14 protein-coding genes are annotated in these 16190 nt (G+C 63.2%); 5 read left to right on the forward strand and 9 right to left on the reverse strand.

Features of this window, described 5'->3' with window-relative positions; genetic code table 11:
* Window positions 1-50 precede the first annotated feature (50 nt).
* Together AB5Y72_RS18280 and AB5Y72_RS18285 are read right to left on the reverse strand one after the other, a co-directional pair.
* Window positions 51-1316: an inorganic phosphate transporter gene (locus AB5Y72_RS18280; RefSeq protein ID WP_209793997.1), complete on the reverse strand. Its 1266-nt coding sequence runs from the start codon at window positions 1314-1316 to the stop codon at window positions 51-53.
* Between the two features lie 23 nt (window positions 1317-1339).
* Window positions 1340-2020, reverse strand: a complete 681-nt coding sequence (locus AB5Y72_RS18285) for a TIGR00153 family protein (protein ID WP_042075928.1) — start codon at window positions 2018-2020, stop codon at window positions 1340-1342.
* A 170-nt stretch (window positions 2021-2190) separates the two neighbouring features.
* Between AB5Y72_RS18285 and AB5Y72_RS18290 the strand changes: the two genes are divergently transcribed.
* Window positions 2191-3153: an inorganic triphosphatase gene (locus AB5Y72_RS18290; RefSeq protein WP_219143470.1), complete on the forward strand. Its 963-nt coding sequence runs from the start codon at window positions 2191-2193 to the stop codon at window positions 3151-3153.
* A 75-nt stretch (window positions 3154-3228) separates the two neighbouring features.
* Here the strand turns inward: AB5Y72_RS18290 and AB5Y72_RS18295 are convergent, their stop codons facing one another.
* From AB5Y72_RS18295 to hslR, 7 genes are all read right to left on the reverse strand, one after another.
* Window positions 3229-3699 carry a glycine zipper 2TM domain-containing protein gene (locus AB5Y72_RS18295; protein ID WP_216991041.1) on the reverse strand — a complete coding sequence of 157 codons (471 nt, stop codon included), beginning with the start codon at window positions 3697-3699 and terminating at the stop codon, window positions 3229-3231.
* 129 nt (window positions 3700-3828) lie between these two features.
* On the reverse strand, window positions 3829-4281 hold the full coding sequence (locus AB5Y72_RS18300) for an N-acetyltransferase (RefSeq protein WP_216991040.1): 453 nt from the start codon (window positions 4279-4281) through the stop codon (window positions 3829-3831).
* A 137-nt stretch (window positions 4282-4418) separates the two neighbouring features.
* The gene (locus AB5Y72_RS18305) at window positions 4419-6221 is read right to left on the reverse strand and encodes an aminopeptidase P family protein (protein ID WP_325782851.1); all 1803 of its coding nucleotides are present in this window, start codon (window positions 6219-6221) and stop codon (window positions 4419-4421) included.
* Between the two features lie 33 nt (window positions 6222-6254).
* Window positions 6255-6920 carry a GntR family transcriptional regulator gene (locus tag AB5Y72_RS18310; RefSeq protein ID WP_042075918.1) on the reverse strand — a complete coding sequence of 222 codons (666 nt, stop codon included), beginning with the start codon at window positions 6918-6920 and terminating at the stop codon, window positions 6255-6257.
* Window positions 6921-7096: 176 nt separating this feature from the next.
* A complete protein-coding gene (gene pckA, locus AB5Y72_RS18315) occupies window positions 7097-8722 on the reverse strand; it encodes a phosphoenolpyruvate carboxykinase (ATP) (RefSeq protein ID WP_219143473.1) in 1626 nt (541 codons plus the stop codon).
* 149 nt (window positions 8723-8871) lie between these two features.
* On the reverse strand, window positions 8872-9756 hold the full coding sequence (gene hslO, locus AB5Y72_RS18320; protein WP_042075914.1) for an Hsp33 family molecular chaperone HslO: 885 nt from the start codon (window positions 9754-9756) through the stop codon (window positions 8872-8874).
* Between the two features lie 103 nt (window positions 9757-9859).
* Window positions 9860-10258, reverse strand: a complete 399-nt coding sequence (gene hslR / locus AB5Y72_RS18325) for a ribosome-associated heat shock protein Hsp15 (RefSeq protein WP_042075911.1) — start codon at window positions 10256-10258, stop codon at window positions 9860-9862.
* 213 nt (window positions 10259-10471) lie between these two features.
* Here hslR and exeC point away from each other — a divergent pair, with 213 nt between their 5' ends.
* The 4 genes from exeC to exeF are packed head-to-tail and all read left to right on the forward strand — an operon-like array spanning window position 10472 to window position 16147.
* Window positions 10472-11326, forward strand: a complete 855-nt coding sequence (exeC, locus tag AB5Y72_RS18330) for a GspC family type II secretion system variant ExeC (protein ID WP_280842014.1) — start codon at window positions 10472-10474, stop codon at window positions 11324-11326.
* A gap of 21 nt (window positions 11327-11347) precedes the next feature.
* A complete protein-coding gene (gene exeD, locus AB5Y72_RS18335) occupies window positions 11348-13420 on the forward strand; it encodes a GspD family T2SS secretin variant ExeD (protein WP_368199386.1) in 2073 nt (690 codons plus the stop codon).
* Window positions 13420-14925 carry a GspE family T2SS ATPase variant ExeE gene (gene exeE, locus AB5Y72_RS18340; RefSeq protein ID WP_368199387.1) on the forward strand — a complete coding sequence of 502 codons (1506 nt, stop codon included), beginning with the start codon at window positions 13420-13422 and terminating at the stop codon, window positions 14923-14925. The genes exeD and exeE overlap by 1 nt, the downstream gene beginning before the upstream one ends.
* 1 nt (window position 14926) lies before the next feature.
* Window positions 14927-16147 (forward strand): GspF family T2SS innner membrane protein variant ExeF, encoded by a 1221-nt coding sequence (gene exeF / locus AB5Y72_RS18345; RefSeq protein WP_042075903.1) that lies wholly within the window; start codon window positions 14927-14929, stop codon window positions 16145-16147.
* The last annotated feature ends 43 nt before the right edge of the window (window positions 16148-16190 follow it).

Genomic DNA, 16190 nt, shown 5'->3' on the forward strand with positions numbered 1-16190 from the left:
AAAAAAGCCCGAGTCACTGACTCGGGCTTTTTGCTGTCGCCGGGAGGCGATTAGGAGAAGCAGGCCTGCAGCACGTAGAAGATGGCGATGGCCAGGATGGCGCCGGCGGGCAGGGTGATCACCCAGGAGATCACGATATTGCGCAGCACACCCAGGTTCAGGGCGGCGATGCCGCGGGCCAGGCCTACCCCCATCACGGCACCCACCAGGGTCTGGGTGGTGGAGATGGGCAGGCCGGTCCCCGAGGCGATCACCACAGTAGCGGCGGTGGCCAGCTGGGCGGCGAAGCCGCGGCTCGGGGTCAGGTGGGTGATGCCGGTGCCGACGGTCGCCATCACCTTCTCGCCCATGGTGGCCAGACCGATGACGATGCCTATGCCGCCAAGGGGCAGGATCCACCAGGCGATGTGGCTGCTGCCGCTGATCTGGCCGGCGCTTTCCACGGTGGAGACCACGGCGGAGAGCGGACCTATGGCGTTGGCCACGTCGTTGGAGCCGTGGGCGAAGGCCATGGCGCAGGCGGTGATCACCATCAGGATGCCGAATACCTTCTCCACGTTGGCGAAGTGCATCTTGTTGTCATCCTGCGGGTTGTATTTCTGGCCGCGAATGTAGAACCAGCCGCCGATGGAGAGGGCCACCGAGATGGCGACGGAGAGCAGGATCCCCTCGCCATCGCTCAGGTGCAGGCCGACGTGGGTCAGACCCTTCTTGATGGTCACCAGGCAGATCACCAGCGCGGTCAGGAACATGTAGAAGGGAACATAGCGCTTGGCGTTGGCGAGCGGGTTGTCGGTGTTGAAGATGAGCTTCTGCACGCTGATGAACATGAAGTAGGCGATGATGCCGGAGATGGCCGGGGTGACCACCCAGGAGCCGACGATGCCGCCAAACTTGCTCCACTGCACCGCTTCCGGACCTATGCTCACCACCCCGAAGCCGACGATGGCGCCGATGATGGAGTGGGTGGTGGAGACGGGCCAGCCGAAGTAGGAGGCCAGGATCAGCCAGGCGCCCGCCGCCAGCAGGGAGGCTATCATGCCGAGCACCAGCAGATCCGGGGTATCGGCGAAGGCACTGGTGTCGATGATGCCGTTGCGGATGGTGGCGGTCACTTCACCACCGGCCAGGTAGGCGCCGGCGAACTCGAAGATCATGGCGATGATGATCGCCTGGCGTATGGTCAGGGATTTGGTGCCGACCGATGTACCCATGGCGTTGGCGACGTCGTTCGCACCAATGCCCCAGGCCATCAAAAAGCCGAACAAGGCCGCCACGAGCACCAGGGTGGTGCCGTAATTCGCGATAATGTCCATTCAGTGTTTACCCAGTCAGTCGATTACGAACGAGCCAGCATCAATTCCAGGCGGGCGCCAACGCGCTCGGCCTGATCTGCCAGGTCACCTACCCATTCGAGGATCTTGTAGAGGAACATAACGTCGATCGGATTGTACTTGTGCTCAACGGCTTGCAGCTGTTGGCGCAGCCCGATCTGCATGGTGTCAGTATCGTCCTCGATGAGATCCAGCTGGTGGATCATCTCGGCAACCATTTCAACTTCACGTCCTTTAAAGCCGGTTTCGAGCAGCTCATCGAGTTCTTTGATGGCTTTCTCGGCCTGGGCGGTCGCATCGATACAGCGTTTGAGATAGGCCATGAAATCGGCACGCATCTCGGTGGGGAATTCCATCTTGCGGCCAAGCATGCGACCGGAAATATCCTTGGCACGGTTGGCAATCTTGTCCTGCTGGGTCAACAGCTCCAGCAGATCGGTACGGGCGACCGGCAGGAACAGGCCGCGGGGGAGTTTCAGGCGAATTTCGCGCTTGAGAATGTCCGCTTCTTTTTCCAGCTGGGCGATCTGTTGCCGGATTTTCTCGGCATCTTCCCAGCGCTCTTCGGCAACGGCATCAAAGAAGGGAATGAGCTGCTCGCAGCACACGTGAACCTTGACGATATGCTTCTGCAGCGGCTTGATGGGGGACTTGGCAAAAAGACCCAAAATAGTATTTACTGGCATGGCCAAACCTGTGTCGGTGAAAAAACACTCGATACGATTTTATGAGGGGCGCATGGTAACCGAACTGTGCCATCAATAAAACCGTGAATTAATCCTGAATCTATCGCTGGCATTATATCCCCGCGATCCGGATCATGCCCCCCAAAGTTGCCTGCCCGCCCGGAATGACTATGCAAACTGAGATCGAGATAAAGTTTTTCATCACCAGCAATATTCAAGATTCTCTCTCCAACTTTCTGAATTCGCTTGAAATTATCTCCTCCGATCAGGCAAGGCTCGGCAATGTCTATTTCGACACCCCCGCTCTGGATCTGCGCCGCCTCGACATGGGGTTGCGCATCCGCCGCAGCGACCATTTCTCCGAGCAGACCATCAAATGCCGGGGTCAGGCGGTGGGAGGGCTGCACGCCAGGCCCGAGTACAATGCCCCGATCGAGGGTGAGCTGCCGACCCTGGCGACCTTCCCCGAAGAGATCTGGCCGAGCCTGGCCGTGCGCGACGAGATCCAGTCTCGGCTGGTGGCCCAGTTCAGCACCGACTTTCTGCGCCGCCACTGGCTGATCGCATTCGAGAGCGCCGGAGAGCGTGCCGAGATCGAGCTGGCCTGGGATCGGGGGGAGATTGTCGGCGCTCTGGGACGCACCGGGATCGACGAGCTGGAGCTGGAGATCAAGTCCGGCGAGGCCGGCGCCCTGTTCGCCCTGGCGGCGAGGCTGGCGACGCTGGGCGGGCTCAGGTTGGGGGCCCAGTCCAAGGCGCAGCGCGGCTACCGGCTGGCGGGGCTCGGCAAGCCGCTGACCGTGCAGCCCTTGCCAGATGTCGGGGGCCGGACGCAGCAGGAGCGCATCGGCCTTGGCCTGCAACACTGGCAGCACCATGAGCAGCTCTGGCTTGAGAGTGGCGATGATGACGAGCGGCAACGGGCGCTGCACGCCCTGTTGGAAGGGGTGGCCCTGGTGGCCGAGGCCGCCGGCGCCCTGACTCCGGCTCCGTCCTGGTTGCCCGGGCTCCTGGTACAGCAGCGCCTGCTGGTGGCGGCGGGGGAGGCGGGGTCACTTCGCGCCCTGCTTCATGATGCCGGTATGGTGGGTCTGCAACTGGCCATCGCGGCCTGGCTGCATCAGGATGCCTGAGCCGGCAGCGGCAGACAAGACGGACAAAAAAGGTGAGCCTGGGCTCACCTTTTTTATGGCGTCCGATGGAGGCGATCAGTTCACCACGGCCACGTTGATGCTGCCATTGCCCTGGGTCATGCGAACCCGGGCGCCGGGTACGAAGGTGGGGCTGGCTTTTTGCACCACCACGATGGACTCGCCGTTCTCTTTCTTGATCTCGAGCTCGACGCCATCGACCTGGTTGAGCTTGTCACCGGCCGCCTTGCCGGCGGCGGCACCGGCGATGGCACCGCCGGCGGCGGCGATGTCGCTGCCGCGGCCACCGCCTATGGTGCTGCCGAGCAGGCCGCCGACCACGGCGCCGCCTATGGTGCCGATCACCGAGTTCTCATCGGCCTGGATCTTGACCGGGCGGGTGGAGACTATGGTGCCGTAGCTGACGGTCTGTACCTGCTTGGCGCGATCCTTGGTGTAGACATCGCCGGAGTAGACGTCGCTGTTGGCGCAGCCCGTGAGGGCTGTGGTGGCGGCCAGCAGGGTGACGAGAGCAATGCGTTTCAACATGATGGGCCTCCTGGGCAGGCATAGGTTTAATCGGGTGATGGATTCCACTTTACGCCAACCAGATTGCTCGTCAAACCTGCAAAATGTAACCATTTATGAGGGGGTATGGTGCACCATACCCCGAACGGGTCAGCCCAGGGTCTTCCCCAGCAGCAGGCGATCCTCGCCCGGGCCGAAGTAGCCCGCCTCCTCGGCCAGCAAGGAATAACCGAGCCGCAGGTAGAGGCGCTGGGCCGGATTGGCCGGATCCACGGTCAGCCTGATCCGGGCGACCAGCAGAGTCGCCAGCCCCTGCTCTACCCGCCGCATCATGCGTTCTGCCAGACCGAAGCCGCGCGCCTCGGGGCGCACCGCCAGGGAGAGCAGCCAGCCCTGCGACCGATCCTGACCGAGTCCCCCCAGGGCATAGCCCAGCAGCCTGCCTTCCCGCTCCGCCACGACCAGCAGGTCGGGCCACAAATCCATGGCCTGACGGAAGAAGAAGGGGGGATAGACATCCTCACCGAAGATGTCGGCGTCGAGCCGTCCTATGGCGTGCATGTCGGCGTGGGTGGCAATGCGCAAAACGGGGGGAGGCTGCATCCGGGCTCCTGGCATAAGGTCTCTGCCGCCGGGCGGCAGCACAAAAAGGGCACAGGGTAGAAGGGTGACCGGCTTGATGCAAGGGGTTGCCCCGGCCGACGGCGGGCAAAAAAACAGGGCCCGCAGGCCCTGTGTCATCAGAGGAGGCTGGTCGCCTGCTCCAGCCAGGCGAGATCCTCGCCGTCCAGCAGCGGGCTAAGACGACGATAGACCTCGGCATGGTATTCGTTGATCCAGCGGAATTCCGCCGGGCTCAGCAGGCTGCGATCGATGAGGCGGGTATCGAACGGTACATAGGTCAGCCGCTCGAAGCCGAGCATCGGCAGCTCGCCGAGCTGCTCCTGCTCGGTGACCACCACCAGGTTCTCGCAGCGGATGCCGAACCCGTTTTCCCGGTAGTAACCTGGCTCGTTGGAGAGCACCATGCCCGGCTGCAGGGCCACCAGGCTGCCCTTGGGGGCGATGCGCTGGGGGCCTTCGTGTACGCTCAGGAAGTGACCGACCCCGTGACCGGTGCCGTGGTCGTAGTTGTAGCCGGCCTGCCACAGGGGCATGCGGGCCAGCACGTCGAGCTGGATGCCGGCGGTGCCGCGGGGGAAGCGGGCCTGATCCAGCGCGATGTGACCCTGCAGCACCCGGGTGAACATGGCCTTGTGCTCATCGCTCACTTCACCCACCTTCACGGTACGGGTGATGTCGGTGGTGCCGTCCAGATACTGGGCGCCGGAGTCCACCAGATAGATGCTGTCCTGGCCGAAGGCACGCGGCGTGCCGTTGGTGTGGCGGTAGTGGCACATGGCTGCGTTGGGGCCGAGCGCCGAGATGGTGTCAAAGCTCGGCTCGACGTAGTGCTCCTGCTCGTGGCGGAAGGCTTCCAGCCGGTCGGCCAGAGTGCCTTCATCCACCCCCTCGAAGGAGCCTGTGGCGACCAGCCGGTCCAGCCAGGCGAGGAAACGGGTGACGGCGACTCCGTCGCGCAGATGGGCGGCGCGCATGCCGGCCAGCTCCACCTCGTTCTTGCACGCCTTGGGCAGCATGGTCGGGTCCTGACCGGCCACCAGGATGGCGCCCGCCTCTTCCATGACGAGCTGGGTCCAGGCGTTGGCGGTGTTGGGGTCGGCCAGCACCTTCTGCTGATCCTCGCCGATGCGCTGCAGCACGTCACCCAGCTTGTCGATGGGGTAGACGGAGACATCCTGGCCCACGTGCTGGCTGAAGGCGAAGCAGTCGATCTTGTCGGTGTCGACGAAGAAATCCATGCTGGTGTTGGCGTAGAGCACCGCAAAACCCAGCACGACCGGCAGCCGCTCCACGTCACGGCCGCGCAGGTTGAGCAGCCAGTTGATGGGCTCGGCCTGGGTCAGCAGCACCGCATCCAGTCCGCGCTTGCGCAGATCGCTGGCCAGCATCTCGCGCTTGGCCTGGCTGGACTGGCCCGCCAGTGCCTCGCTGTAGAGGATGACAGGGCTCTTGGCCGGGGTCGGGCGATCGACCCAGTGCAGATCGATGGGGTTCTCGTCCACCCGCACCAGCGCGATGCCGCGATCCGCCAGCACGGCCCTGGCGTTCTGGTACCAGGCCAGGCTGTGCAGGCGGGGGTCGAAACCGACCCGGGCGCCGGCAGGCAGCTGCTCCGCCAGCCACTGCACGTGGGGATTTTCCACCAGATGGAGAAATTCGAACAGCTCGGCCGGCGCCTGCATGCGTGCCTGCACCGTATAACGACCGTCGATGAACAGGGCCGCCCGCTGCGCCAGGATGATGGCGAGACCGGCGGAGCCGTTGAAACCCGTGATCCAGTCCAGCCGCTCCGCATGGGCGGGAATGTACTCCCCCAGGTGCTCGTCGTCGTGGGGAACGATGAAGGCGTCCAGTTCCAACGTGGCCAGTGTGGCCCTGACCTGGGCGACGCGGGTTTCAATAATCTCGAAATGATTCATGTCGTTATTGCCAGATTGTGGTGATGTGAGTGTTCATGGATGGTGGCTGCCTGCCAGGATCTGTCTGATCGACTGGCCTGCCGCCTCGATGTGTTGCTTGAGCAGCACCACTGCCTCGTGCTTGCGGCGGGTGCGGCACAGCTCCAGCAGCCGGGCGTGCTCACGCTCGGCCTTGTCCACACCGCCCTGGGCGAACAGCAGTTCGAAGCGCACATAGCGGTCGCAGCTCAGATTGATCTGGGCGATCAGCTCCAGTGCCTGGGGGCGATTGGCAGCCTGATAGAGGGTGGCGTGAAAGCGGTGATTCAACTCGGCCCAGTGCTCGATCTGGGTGCCGGACTCCAGCGCCAGATCGAACTGGGCGAGGATGGCCTCCGCCTCGGCGAAGGTGGCTTCCGTCATCTTGTCGACGGCGTGGAACAGGGTATCGGCTTCCAGCAGCGCCCGCAAATAAAAGAGCTCCTCGATGGCCGAGGCGTCCAGCATGGTGACCACGGCACCGCGATGGGCCTCGAACTTCACCAGCCCCTGGGCCTCCAGCTGCATCAGGGCTTCCCGCACCGGGATCCGGCTCACCGCCAGCTCCTTGGCGAGGGCGTCCTGACGCAGGGGGGCGCCAGCGGGAAATTCCCCGCGCAATATCCGGCCGCGCAGGTTCTCCATCACCATCTGGGTGCGGGTCTTGTAGGGTGGGGTCATGATCGGGTCACAGGGGAATCGTTACAAAATTGTATATTGTATAAAGTTTGGCTGAATCTAACGCGCAAGGGACCACAAGGCAAGGCTTGGCGGGAGTCATACGCCGCGCATCGTCCAAAAAAATACCGGTCAGCAGGGCTGACCGGTACGGGATGGGGGCTGGCGATCCGCCCGTTTTACAGCTGCGGGCCCGCCGCTACCAGGCGTTTGCCCTCGTCGTTGTCGGTGAAGCGCTCGAAGTTCTTGATAAAGCGCTGGGCCAAGTCCACGGCTTTTGCGTCCCACTGGGTAGGATCGGCATAGGTGTCGCGCGGGTCGAGGATGCCCGGGTTCACGTCGTGCAGCTCGGTCGGCACTTCCAGATTGAAGATCGGCAGCACCTTGGTCGGCGCCTGCTCGATGGAACCATCCAGGATGGCGTCGATGATGGCGCGAGTGTCCTTGATGGAGATCCGCTTGCCGGTGCCGTTCCAGCCGGTGTTCACCAGATAGGCCTCTGCCCCTGCCGCTTCCATCCGTTTCACCAGCTCCTGGCCGTACTTGGTCGGGTGCAGGCTGAGGAAGGCCGCGCCGAAGCAGGAGGAGAAGGTCGGGGTCGGCTCTGTGATGCCGCGTTCGGTGCCGGCCAGCTTGGCGGTGAAGCCGGACAGGAAGTGGTACTTGGTCTGCTCCTTGGTCAGCTTGGCGACCGGGGGCAGCACACCGAAGGCGTCGGCAGTCAGGAAGATCACCTTGGTGGCGTGACCCGCCTTGGAGACCGGCTTGACGATGTTGTCGATGTGGTAGATGGGGTAGGAGACCCGGGTGTTCTCGGTGCGGGAACCATCGTCGAAGTCGATGGTGCCATCGGCCGCCACGGTCACGTTCTCCAGCAGCGCATCGCGACGGATGGCGTGGTAGATGTCCGGTTCCGCCTCTTCGGAGAGCTTGATGGTCTTGGCGTAGCAGCCCCCTTCGAAGTTGAACACGCCGTGGTCGTCCCAGCCGTGCTCGTCATCGCCGATCAGCTGACGCTTGGGATCGGTGGAGAGGGTGGTCTTGCCGGTGCCGGAGAGGCCGAAGAAGATGGCGACGTCGCCGTCCTTGCCCACGTTGGCGGAGCAGTGCATGGAGGCAATGCCGCGCAGGGGCAGGAAGTAGTTCATCATGGAGAACATGCCCTTCTTCATCTCGCCACCGTACCAGGTGCCACCGATGAGCTGCATCTTCTCGGTCATGTTGAAGGCGACGAAGTTCTCGGAGTTGAGACCCTGCTCCTTCCAGTTCGGGTTGGTGCACTTGGCACCGTTCATCACCACGAAGTCAGGTTCGAACGTTTCCAGCTCGGCTTCACTCGGGCGGATGAACATGTTCTTCACGAAGTGCGCCTGCCAGGCCACCTCGGTGATGATGCGCACGGCCAGGCGGGTATCCGGGTTGGCGCCGCAGAAGCCGTCCACCACGAACAGGCGCTTGCCGGAGAGCTGCTTGGTCACCAGGGATTTCAGATGTGACCACACTTCCGGGGTGATCGCCTTGTTATCGTTCTTGCCCTGGTCAGACCACCACACGGTATCCTGGGTGGTGCCGTCCTTGACGATATATTTATCTTTCGGGGAGCGACCGGTGAAGATGCCGGTGTTGACGTTGACCGCGCCGAGCTCGGTGACGACGCCACGTTCGAAGCCTTCCAGATCAGGGCGAGTCTCTTCTGCGAAAAGCTGCTCATAGGAGGGGTTGCGAACGATTTCCTGGCTGTTTTTGATACCGTACTGGTCCAGCTTCAGTTGTTGGGCCAGGGCGGGTTCTACCACGATTGTCATTGTATTCTCCTGGGTTCAGAGGTGTGTAGGGTTCTATCTGACGTCCATGCTACCACCTAGGTGGTAGTTTTTAGCGATCGCCATCAAACTTTATAAAATAGGGTATTTTTTTGTTATTTAAGTTAAAGGCGGGTTTTGCCCGCCTTTGATTAGTGTAACTGGTTTGCATCATTACCGGGAGCCCTGCTGAACAGGGTTTCGATGTCGATGCCGTCAAATTCGTAGTGGGCACCGCAGTAGTCGCAGTGCATGTCGATCTTGCCGAGCTCCTGCACCATGGCCACCGCCTCCTCCTTCTCTATCTGCAGCAGGGCTCCTTCACAGCGGGCGCGGGAGCAGGTGCAGCGGAACTCGATGGCCTGGGGATCGAACACCCGCACCTTGTCCTGGTGGTAGAGGCGGTAGAGGATCTCTTCCGCTTCCAGACCGAACAGCTCCTCGTCCTTGATGGTGCTGGTGAGCTGCTCCAGATGTTCGAAGTCGGCGCTGTGATCCTCGCTCTGGGCGGGCAGCTCCTGCAGCAGGATGCCGGCGGCGCGGGGCTCGCCCTGATGGTGGCCGGTTCGGATCCAGAGCTTGGTGGCGAGCTGCTCGGACTGGGCGAAGTACTGCTCCAGGCAGGTCGCCAGGGTATCGGCCTCCAGGGCGATGATGCCCTGATAGCGCTCACCCTGTTCCGGGGTGATGGTGATCACCAGTTGACCCTGGCCGATCAGGCTCTGCAGCTTGCCGTCCGTCGGCAGTTCCCCTTCGTAGCGGGCCACGCCACGCAACTGCTGGTTGTGATCGCCATTGATCACCGCCAGACGCACCGGGCCGTCCCCCTGCAACTGCACCGTGATGGAGCCCTCGAATTTGAGGGTGGCGGTCAGCAGGCTGGTGGCGACCAGCAGCTCGCCCAGCAGTTGCTGTACCTGTACCGGGTAGTTCTGGGCATCGATGATGTGACGATAGGTACGATCCAGCTGGACCAGCTCCCCCCGCACTTCGTACTCTTCGAACAGATAGCGATACAGGAGATCTTGGTTACTCATCATGTTGTCCTAGGATGTTCTTGGGGAAAATAAATACATTGTTAAACAGGTGGTTAGGAACTAATTCTCCCACCTGTCGTCATAAAGGGGCCACACAGGCAGATTAGGATTGCTTGACCTTGATCAGCTGGCGCCGCTCCTGCTTGTCGGGGCGGCGTTCCGGGCTCGGGGCAAACTGGCTGTTGAAGCGCCTGGCCTCGCTGTTCTCGGCCCGTTTCTTCAGGCTCTCGGCGGTCTCTTCATAGAGCTGCTGGGCCAGGGGGGCGGACTTGCGCTGCTCGCTCACCTGCAGCACCCGTACCTCCCGTTCGTCCTGGCCCTGCCAGAAACGGACGAGGGCGCCGACCTCGACGGTCTTGCCCGGTTTGCTGCGCTGGCCGTTGTAGTGGACCTTGCCGCCGTCGATCTGATCCCGTGCCAGACTGCGGGTCTTGTAGAAGCGGGCGGCCCACAGCCACTTGTCGAGCCGTACCTGAGTGCTGTTTTCTGCTAGATTTGGCATGAATCGGCTCCGTGTGGCTGAAAAGGGCGCCTGATTATACCAGAGGCAAGGGGGGGGATAGAAACAGGGAGAACGGCGGTGTGACGGGATCTGGATTTTCACCCCCTCATCCCATCCGGTCGGTTGTCTCTGGGTCCATTGCCGTACACAATAGCCAACCGACTTGGATGCCAGACAATTTTGATAAAGATGACGCTACCGTTCAGGGATGACTTGCTGAGCCCCCTTCTGGCTCGCTGCAAGGCCGTGCCACTCTCCCGTTTCAGCCAGCCTCTGTTCTGGCTGCTGCTCTTGTTGCTGGCGCAGCAGTGCGCCGTGCTCACCTGGCGCCTGTTCGAGCTGGCCCAGCCATCCCGCAGCGTCCCCTGGCAGCCATCGGTCACCTCGGCCCAGGGCAGTGGCGGCAATCGCCTGGATATCGCCAATGTCAGCCGCCTCTCGTTGTTTGGCAAGGCGCAGCAGCCCAAGGGCGACAAGGTGGCAGATGCCGTCGCAGCCGATGCCCCCAAGACCCAGCTCAACGCCCAGCTCAACGGGGTGCTGGCGAGCTCCGATCCGGCCAAGTCCATCGCCATCATCGCCCACAACGGATTGCAGAACTCCTATGGCATAGGTGACTACATCGACGGCACCCAGGCCAAGATCCGCCAGGTGTTCGCCGACCGGGTCATCATCGCCCGGGAGGGGCGCGACGAGACCCTGATGCTGGACGGGGAAGAGTATGGCAAGCCGCTGCCCAGGCAGGGCACCCAGGACGACAAGCTCTCCTCGGTGCGCAGCGAGTTGCTGAGCAATCCAGGCAAGATCACCGATTACCTCAATATTTCCCCGGTCCGGGTGGATGGCCGCATGGTCGGCTATCGTCTCAATCCAGGCCGCAATCCGGAAGTGTTCAATCAGCTCGGTCTGGTCGCCAACGATCTGGCGGTCAGCATCAATGGCCTGGATCTCCGTGACAACGCACAGGCCATGCAGGCGATGCAGCAGGTGGCGGGTGCCACGGAAATGACCGTCACCGTCGAGCGGCAAGGACAGCTCTACGACGTGTATGTCGGCTTGTCAGAATAATGAATCGGAGTAGCACCAAGAATGACAAATAAAGGGAAGCACTGGCGTCTCGCCACTGTGGCGGCAGCCTTGATGATGGCCGGTTCTGCCTGGGCCACCGAATATTCCGCCAGCTTCAAGAACGCCGACATCGAAGAGTTCATCAACACGGTCGGCAAGAACCTGAACAAGACCATCATCATCGAGCCCTCGGTGCGCGGCAAGATCAATGTGCGCAGTTACGATCTGCTCAACGAGGATCAGTACTACCAGTTCTTCCTGAGCGTGCTCGACGTCTACGGCTTCGCCGTGGTGCCCATGAACAACGGGGTCCTCAAGGTGGTGCGATCCAAGGATGCCAAGACCTCGGCCATTCCCGTGGTGGATGACAGCAATCCCGGTGTGGGCGACGAGATGGTGACCCGGGTGGTGCCGGTGCGCAACGTGTCGGTGCGCGAACTGGCCCCCCTGCTGCGTCAGCTCAACGACAACGCCGGCGGCGGCAACGTGGTCCATTACGAACCCTCCAACGTGCTGCTCATCACCGGCCGGGCGGCCGTGGTGAATCGCCTGGTGGAGGTGGTGCGCCGGGTGGACAAGGCCGGTGACCAGGACATGGACGTCATCAAGCTCAAGTACGCCTCCGCCGGCGAGATGGTGAGGCTGGTGACCAATCTGAACAAGGACGGCAGCAATCAGGGGGCCAACGCCTCCCTGCTGCTCTCCCCCAAGGTGGTGGCCGACGAGCGTACCAACTCCGTGGTGATCAGCGGCGAGCCCAAGGCTCGGGCCCGCATCATCCAGATGGTGCGCCAGCTCGATCGGGATCTGCAGAGCCAGGGCAACACCCGGGTCTTCTATCTGAAATATGGCAAGGCCAAGGATCTGGTGGACGTGCTCAAGGGCGTCAGCTCCAGCATCGCGGCGGACAAGAAGGGCGGGGCGGCGGCCACGGCCGCCGGCGGCGCCAGCATTGGGGGCGGCCAGCTCGCCATCTCCGCGGACGAGACCACCAACGCCCTGGTCATCACCGCCCAGCCGGACGTCATGGCCGAGCTGGAGCAGGTGATCGCCAAGCTCGACATCCGCCGTGCCCAGGTGCTGGTGGAGGCCATCATCGTCGAGATCCAGGACGGTGACGGCCTCAACCTCGGGGTGCAGTGGGCCAACGCCAACGGCGGCGGCACCCAGTTCACCAATACCGGCCTGCCCATCGGCCCCGCCATCATCGCGGGCAAGGATTACGACGACAACGGCAACACCGACGGGCTCGAAAACCTGCTCAGTGATTTCAGCGGCATGGCGGCGGGCTTCTACAAGGGGGATTGGGCCGCCCTGGTGACGGCGCTCTCCACCAACACCAAGAACGACATCCTCTCGACCCCGAGTATCGTCACCATGGACAACAAGGAAGCTTCCTTCAACGTCGGCCAGGAAGTGCCGGTGCAGAGCGGCTCCCAGAGCTCCACCACCAGCGATCAGGTGTTCAACACCATAGAGCGCAAGACGGTGGGCACCAAGCTGGTGGTGACGCCCCAGATCAACGAGGGGGACTCGGTGCTGCTCAACATCGAGCAGGAGGTCTCCAGCGTGGCCCAGACCCAGGCGACCGGGACCGCGAACCTGGGCCCCACCTTCGATACCCGCACCGTGAAGAACGCCGTGCTGGTCAAGAGCGGCGAGACAGTGGTGCTGGGCGGCCTGATGGACGAACAGACCAAGGAGCAGGTCTCCAAGGTGCCGCTGCTCGGCGACATCCCCGTGCTGGGCTACCTGTTCCGCTCCACCTCCAATACCACGGCCAAGCGCAACCTCATGGTCTTCATCCGGCCAACCATCCTGCGTGACGCCAACGTCTACACCGGGGTCTCCAGCAACAAGTACACCCTGTTCCGCGCCGAGCAGCTGAACCTGGCCGCCCAGGAGGGCTATGCCACCTCGCCGACCCGCCAGGTGTTGCCCGCCTACGGCCAGGACGTGATGCTCTCCCCCGAGGTGCAGAAGCAGATCGAATTGATGAAGGCGCAGCAACAGTCGACCACTGTGGTGAGACCCATGGCGCAGCAGCCAGTGCAGCAGCCCCAGAGTCAACCCTTCGTGCAGAGCAAGCCCTGATGGCCGCCTATCAGCTCGATGGCAGCGAGCTGCCGGCCTCCTTGCCGGAACTGCCGTTCGCCTTCGCCCGCAACTTCGGGGTCATCCTGACCGAGCGCCAGGGGACCCCAGTGCTGCTCTGTCGCCAGGGCGTGACCCCGCTGACCCTGCTGGAGGTGCGGCGGGTGGCGGGCTGCGCCTTCCTGGTGGAACAGCTTGGCAGCGACGAGTTCGAGACGCTCCTGATGGCCCACTACCAGCGCGACTCCTCCGAGGCGCGCCAGCTGATGGAGGATCTCGGCAACGAGATGGACTTCTTCGCCCTGGCCGAGGAGCTGCCCCAGAGCGAAGATCTGCTGGACGCCGACGACGACGCCCCCATCATCCGCCTCATCAACGCCATGCTGAGCGAGGCGATCAAGGAGGAGGCGTCCGACATCCACATCGAGACCTTCGAGCGGGCCCTGGTCATTCGCTTTCGCATCGACGGCGTGCTGCGGGAGATACTGCGGCCCCATCGCAAGCTCGCCTCCTTGCTGGTATCGCGCATCAAGGTGATGTCGCGGATGGACATCGCCGAGAAGCGGGTGCCCCAGGATGGCCGCATCTCCTTGCGCATCGGCGGCCGCGCCGTGGACGTGCGGGTCTCCACCATGCCCTCCAGCTACGGCGAGCGGGTGGTGCTGCGACTGCTGGACAAGAACAACGTGCGCCTCGAGCTCAAGCAGCTCGGCATGACGCTCGCCAACCGCAACATCATCAGCGATCTCATTCGCAAGCCCCACGGCATCATACTGGTGACGGGGCCGACCGGTTCGGGCAAGTCCACCACCCTGTATGCGGCCCTGTCCGAGATCAACTCCCGGGATCGCAACATCCTCACGGTGGAAGACCCCATCGAGTATGACCTCGAAGGGGTGGGCCAGACCCAGGTCAACAGCAAGGTGGACATGACCTTCGCCCGCGGCCTGCGCGCCATCCTGCGTCAGGATCCGGACGTGGTGATGGTGGGGGAGATCCGCGACCTCGAGACCGCCCAGATAGCGGTGCAGGCGTCGCTGACCGGTCACCTGGTGATGTCGACCCTGCACACCAACACCGCCATCGGCGCCATCACCCGGATGAGGGACATGGGGATAGAGCCCTTCCTGCTCTCCTCGTCCCTGCTGGCGGTTCTGGCCCAGCGGCTGGTGCGCACCCTCTGCCTGGATTGCCGCACCGCGCACCCGATCACCGAGCAGGAGCGCCTCGCCATGGGGCTGGATCTTCCACCGGATCAGCAGATCTGGCGCCCGGTGGGCTGCGAGCAGTGCAACCACACCGGCTATCGCGGCCGGACCGGCATCCACGAGCTGGTGGTGGTGGACGAGGCGGTGCGCGAGGCGATTCACGGTGCCAGCGGCGAGCTCGCCATCGAGCGGCTGATCCGGGCCCATACCCCCAGCATCCGCCGCGACGGCATCGACAAGGTCCTCCAGGGCCAGACCAGCCTCGAAGAGGTACTGCGCGTGACCCGGGAAGACTGAGATGGCGGCGTTCGAATACAAGGCGCTCGACCCCAGGGGCAGGCAGAAATCTGGGGTGATGGAGGGGGACTCCGCCCGCCAGGTGCGCCAGCTGCTGCGTGAACAGGGCTTGACGCCTCTCGAGGTGAACGAGACCACAGAAAAGGCGAAGCGCGAGGCGAACCGCTTCGTGCTGTTGCGCCGCGGCGCCAGCACCGCCGAGCTGGCCCTCATCACCCGCCAGCTGGCGACCCTGGTGGGGGCCGGGCTCACCATAGAGGAGGCGCTCAAGGCCGTCGCCGAACAGTGCGAGAAGGCCCACCTGCGCAGCCTGGTGGCCACGGTGCGCAGCAAGGTGGTGGAGGGCTACTCGCTGGCCGATTCGCTCGGGGCCTTCCCTCACGTGTTCGACCAGCTGTTCCGCTCCATGGTGGCGGCCGGCGAGAAGTCCGGTCACCTGGAGAAGGTGCTGAACCGGCTCGCCGACTACACGGAGCAGCGCCAGCACATGCGCACCAAGCTGCTGCAGGCGATGATCTATCCCATAGTCCTCACCCTGGTGGCGATCGGCGTCATCTCCATACTGCTCACCGCCGTTGTGCCCAAGGTGGTGGCCCAGTTCGAGCACATGGGCCAGCAACTGCCGGGCACCACCCGCTTCCTCATCGGCACCAGCGAGTTGCTGCAGCACTACGGCCTCTGGTTCCTGCTGCTGCTCGGCCTCGCTGCTCTGGTCTGGCGCTGGTGGCTGACCGACGACAAGCGTCGCCGTCACTGGCATCAGGTCATCCTGCGCCTGCCGGTGATAGGTCGGGTCAGCCGAGGGCTCAACACCGCCCGCTTCGCCCGTACCTTAAGCATCCTCAACGCCAGTGCCGTGCCCCTGCTGGAGGGGATGAAGATCTCGGGGGAGGTGCTCTCCAACGACTATGCCCGCATGCGTATCGGTGAGGCCACCGAGCGGGTGCGGGAGGGGACCAGCCTGCGCAAGGCGCTGGATGAAACCAGGATTTTTCCGCCCATGATGCTGCACATGATCGCCTCAGGCGAGCAGAGCGGCGAGCTCGACAGCATGCTGGAGCGGGCGGCGGACAACCAGGACAGGGAGTTCGAGACCCAGGTGAACATAGCACTCGGGGTGTTCGAACCCATGCTGGTGGTCTCCATGGCCGGGGTGGTGCTCTTTATCGTGATGTCGATACTGCAGCCGATCCTGGAGCTCAACAACATGGTGAATTTATGAGGCTTAGGCGTTCGAGGGCCGGCTGGCCGTCGAACCCATGGAT

The sequence above is a fragment of the Aeromonas sp. R7-4 genome (assembly GCF_040908055.1).
In the GTDB taxonomy this organism is placed as follows: Bacteria; Pseudomonadota; Gammaproteobacteria; order Enterobacterales; family Aeromonadaceae; genus Aeromonas; species Aeromonas sanarellii.

What these genes read in the sequence shown, in the direction of transcription:
- pckA (WP_219143473.1), bottom strand. Translation starts at nt 8,722, where the DNA reads ATGACAATCGTGGTAGAACCCGCCCTGGCCCAACAACTGAAGCTGGAC.
- AB5Y72_RS18305 (WP_325782851.1), bottom strand. Translation starts at nt 6,221, where the DNA reads ATGAATCATTTCGAGATTATTGAAACCCGCGTCGCCCAGGTCAGGGCC.
- AB5Y72_RS18280 (WP_209793997.1), bottom strand. Translation starts at nt 1,316, where the DNA reads ATGGACATTATCGCGAATTACGGCACCACCCTGGTGCTCGTGGCGGCC.
- exeF (WP_042075903.1), top strand. Translation starts at nt 14,927, where the DNA reads ATGGCGGCGTTCGAATACAAGGCGCTCGACCCCAGGGGCAGGCAGAAA.
- exeE (WP_368199387.1), top strand. Translation starts at nt 13,420, where the DNA reads ATGGCCGCCTATCAGCTCGATGGCAGCGAGCTGCCGGCCTCCTTGCCG.
- exeD (WP_368199386.1), top strand. Translation starts at nt 11,348, where the DNA reads ATGACAAATAAAGGGAAGCACTGGCGTCTCGCCACTGTGGCGGCAGCC.
- AB5Y72_RS18295 (WP_216991041.1), bottom strand. Translation starts at nt 3,699, where the DNA reads ATGTTGAAACGCATTGCTCTCGTCACCCTGCTGGCCGCCACCACAGCC.
- hslO (WP_042075914.1), bottom strand. Translation starts at nt 9,756, where the DNA reads ATGAGTAACCAAGATCTCCTGTATCGCTATCTGTTCGAAGAGTACGAA.
- AB5Y72_RS18310 (WP_042075918.1), bottom strand. Translation starts at nt 6,920, where the DNA reads ATGACCCCACCCTACAAGACCCGCACCCAGATGGTGATGGAGAACCTG.
- AB5Y72_RS18300 (WP_216991040.1), bottom strand. Translation starts at nt 4,281, where the DNA reads ATGCAGCCTCCCCCCGTTTTGCGCATTGCCACCCACGCCGACATGCAC.
- AB5Y72_RS18290 (WP_219143470.1), top strand. Translation starts at nt 2,191, where the DNA reads ATGCAAACTGAGATCGAGATAAAGTTTTTCATCACCAGCAATATTCAA.
- AB5Y72_RS18285 (WP_042075928.1), bottom strand. Translation starts at nt 2,020, where the DNA reads ATGCCAGTAAATACTATTTTGGGTCTTTTTGCCAAGTCCCCCATCAAG.
- hslR (WP_042075911.1), bottom strand. Translation starts at nt 10,258, where the DNA reads ATGCCAAATCTAGCAGAAAACAGCACTCAGGTACGGCTCGACAAGTGG.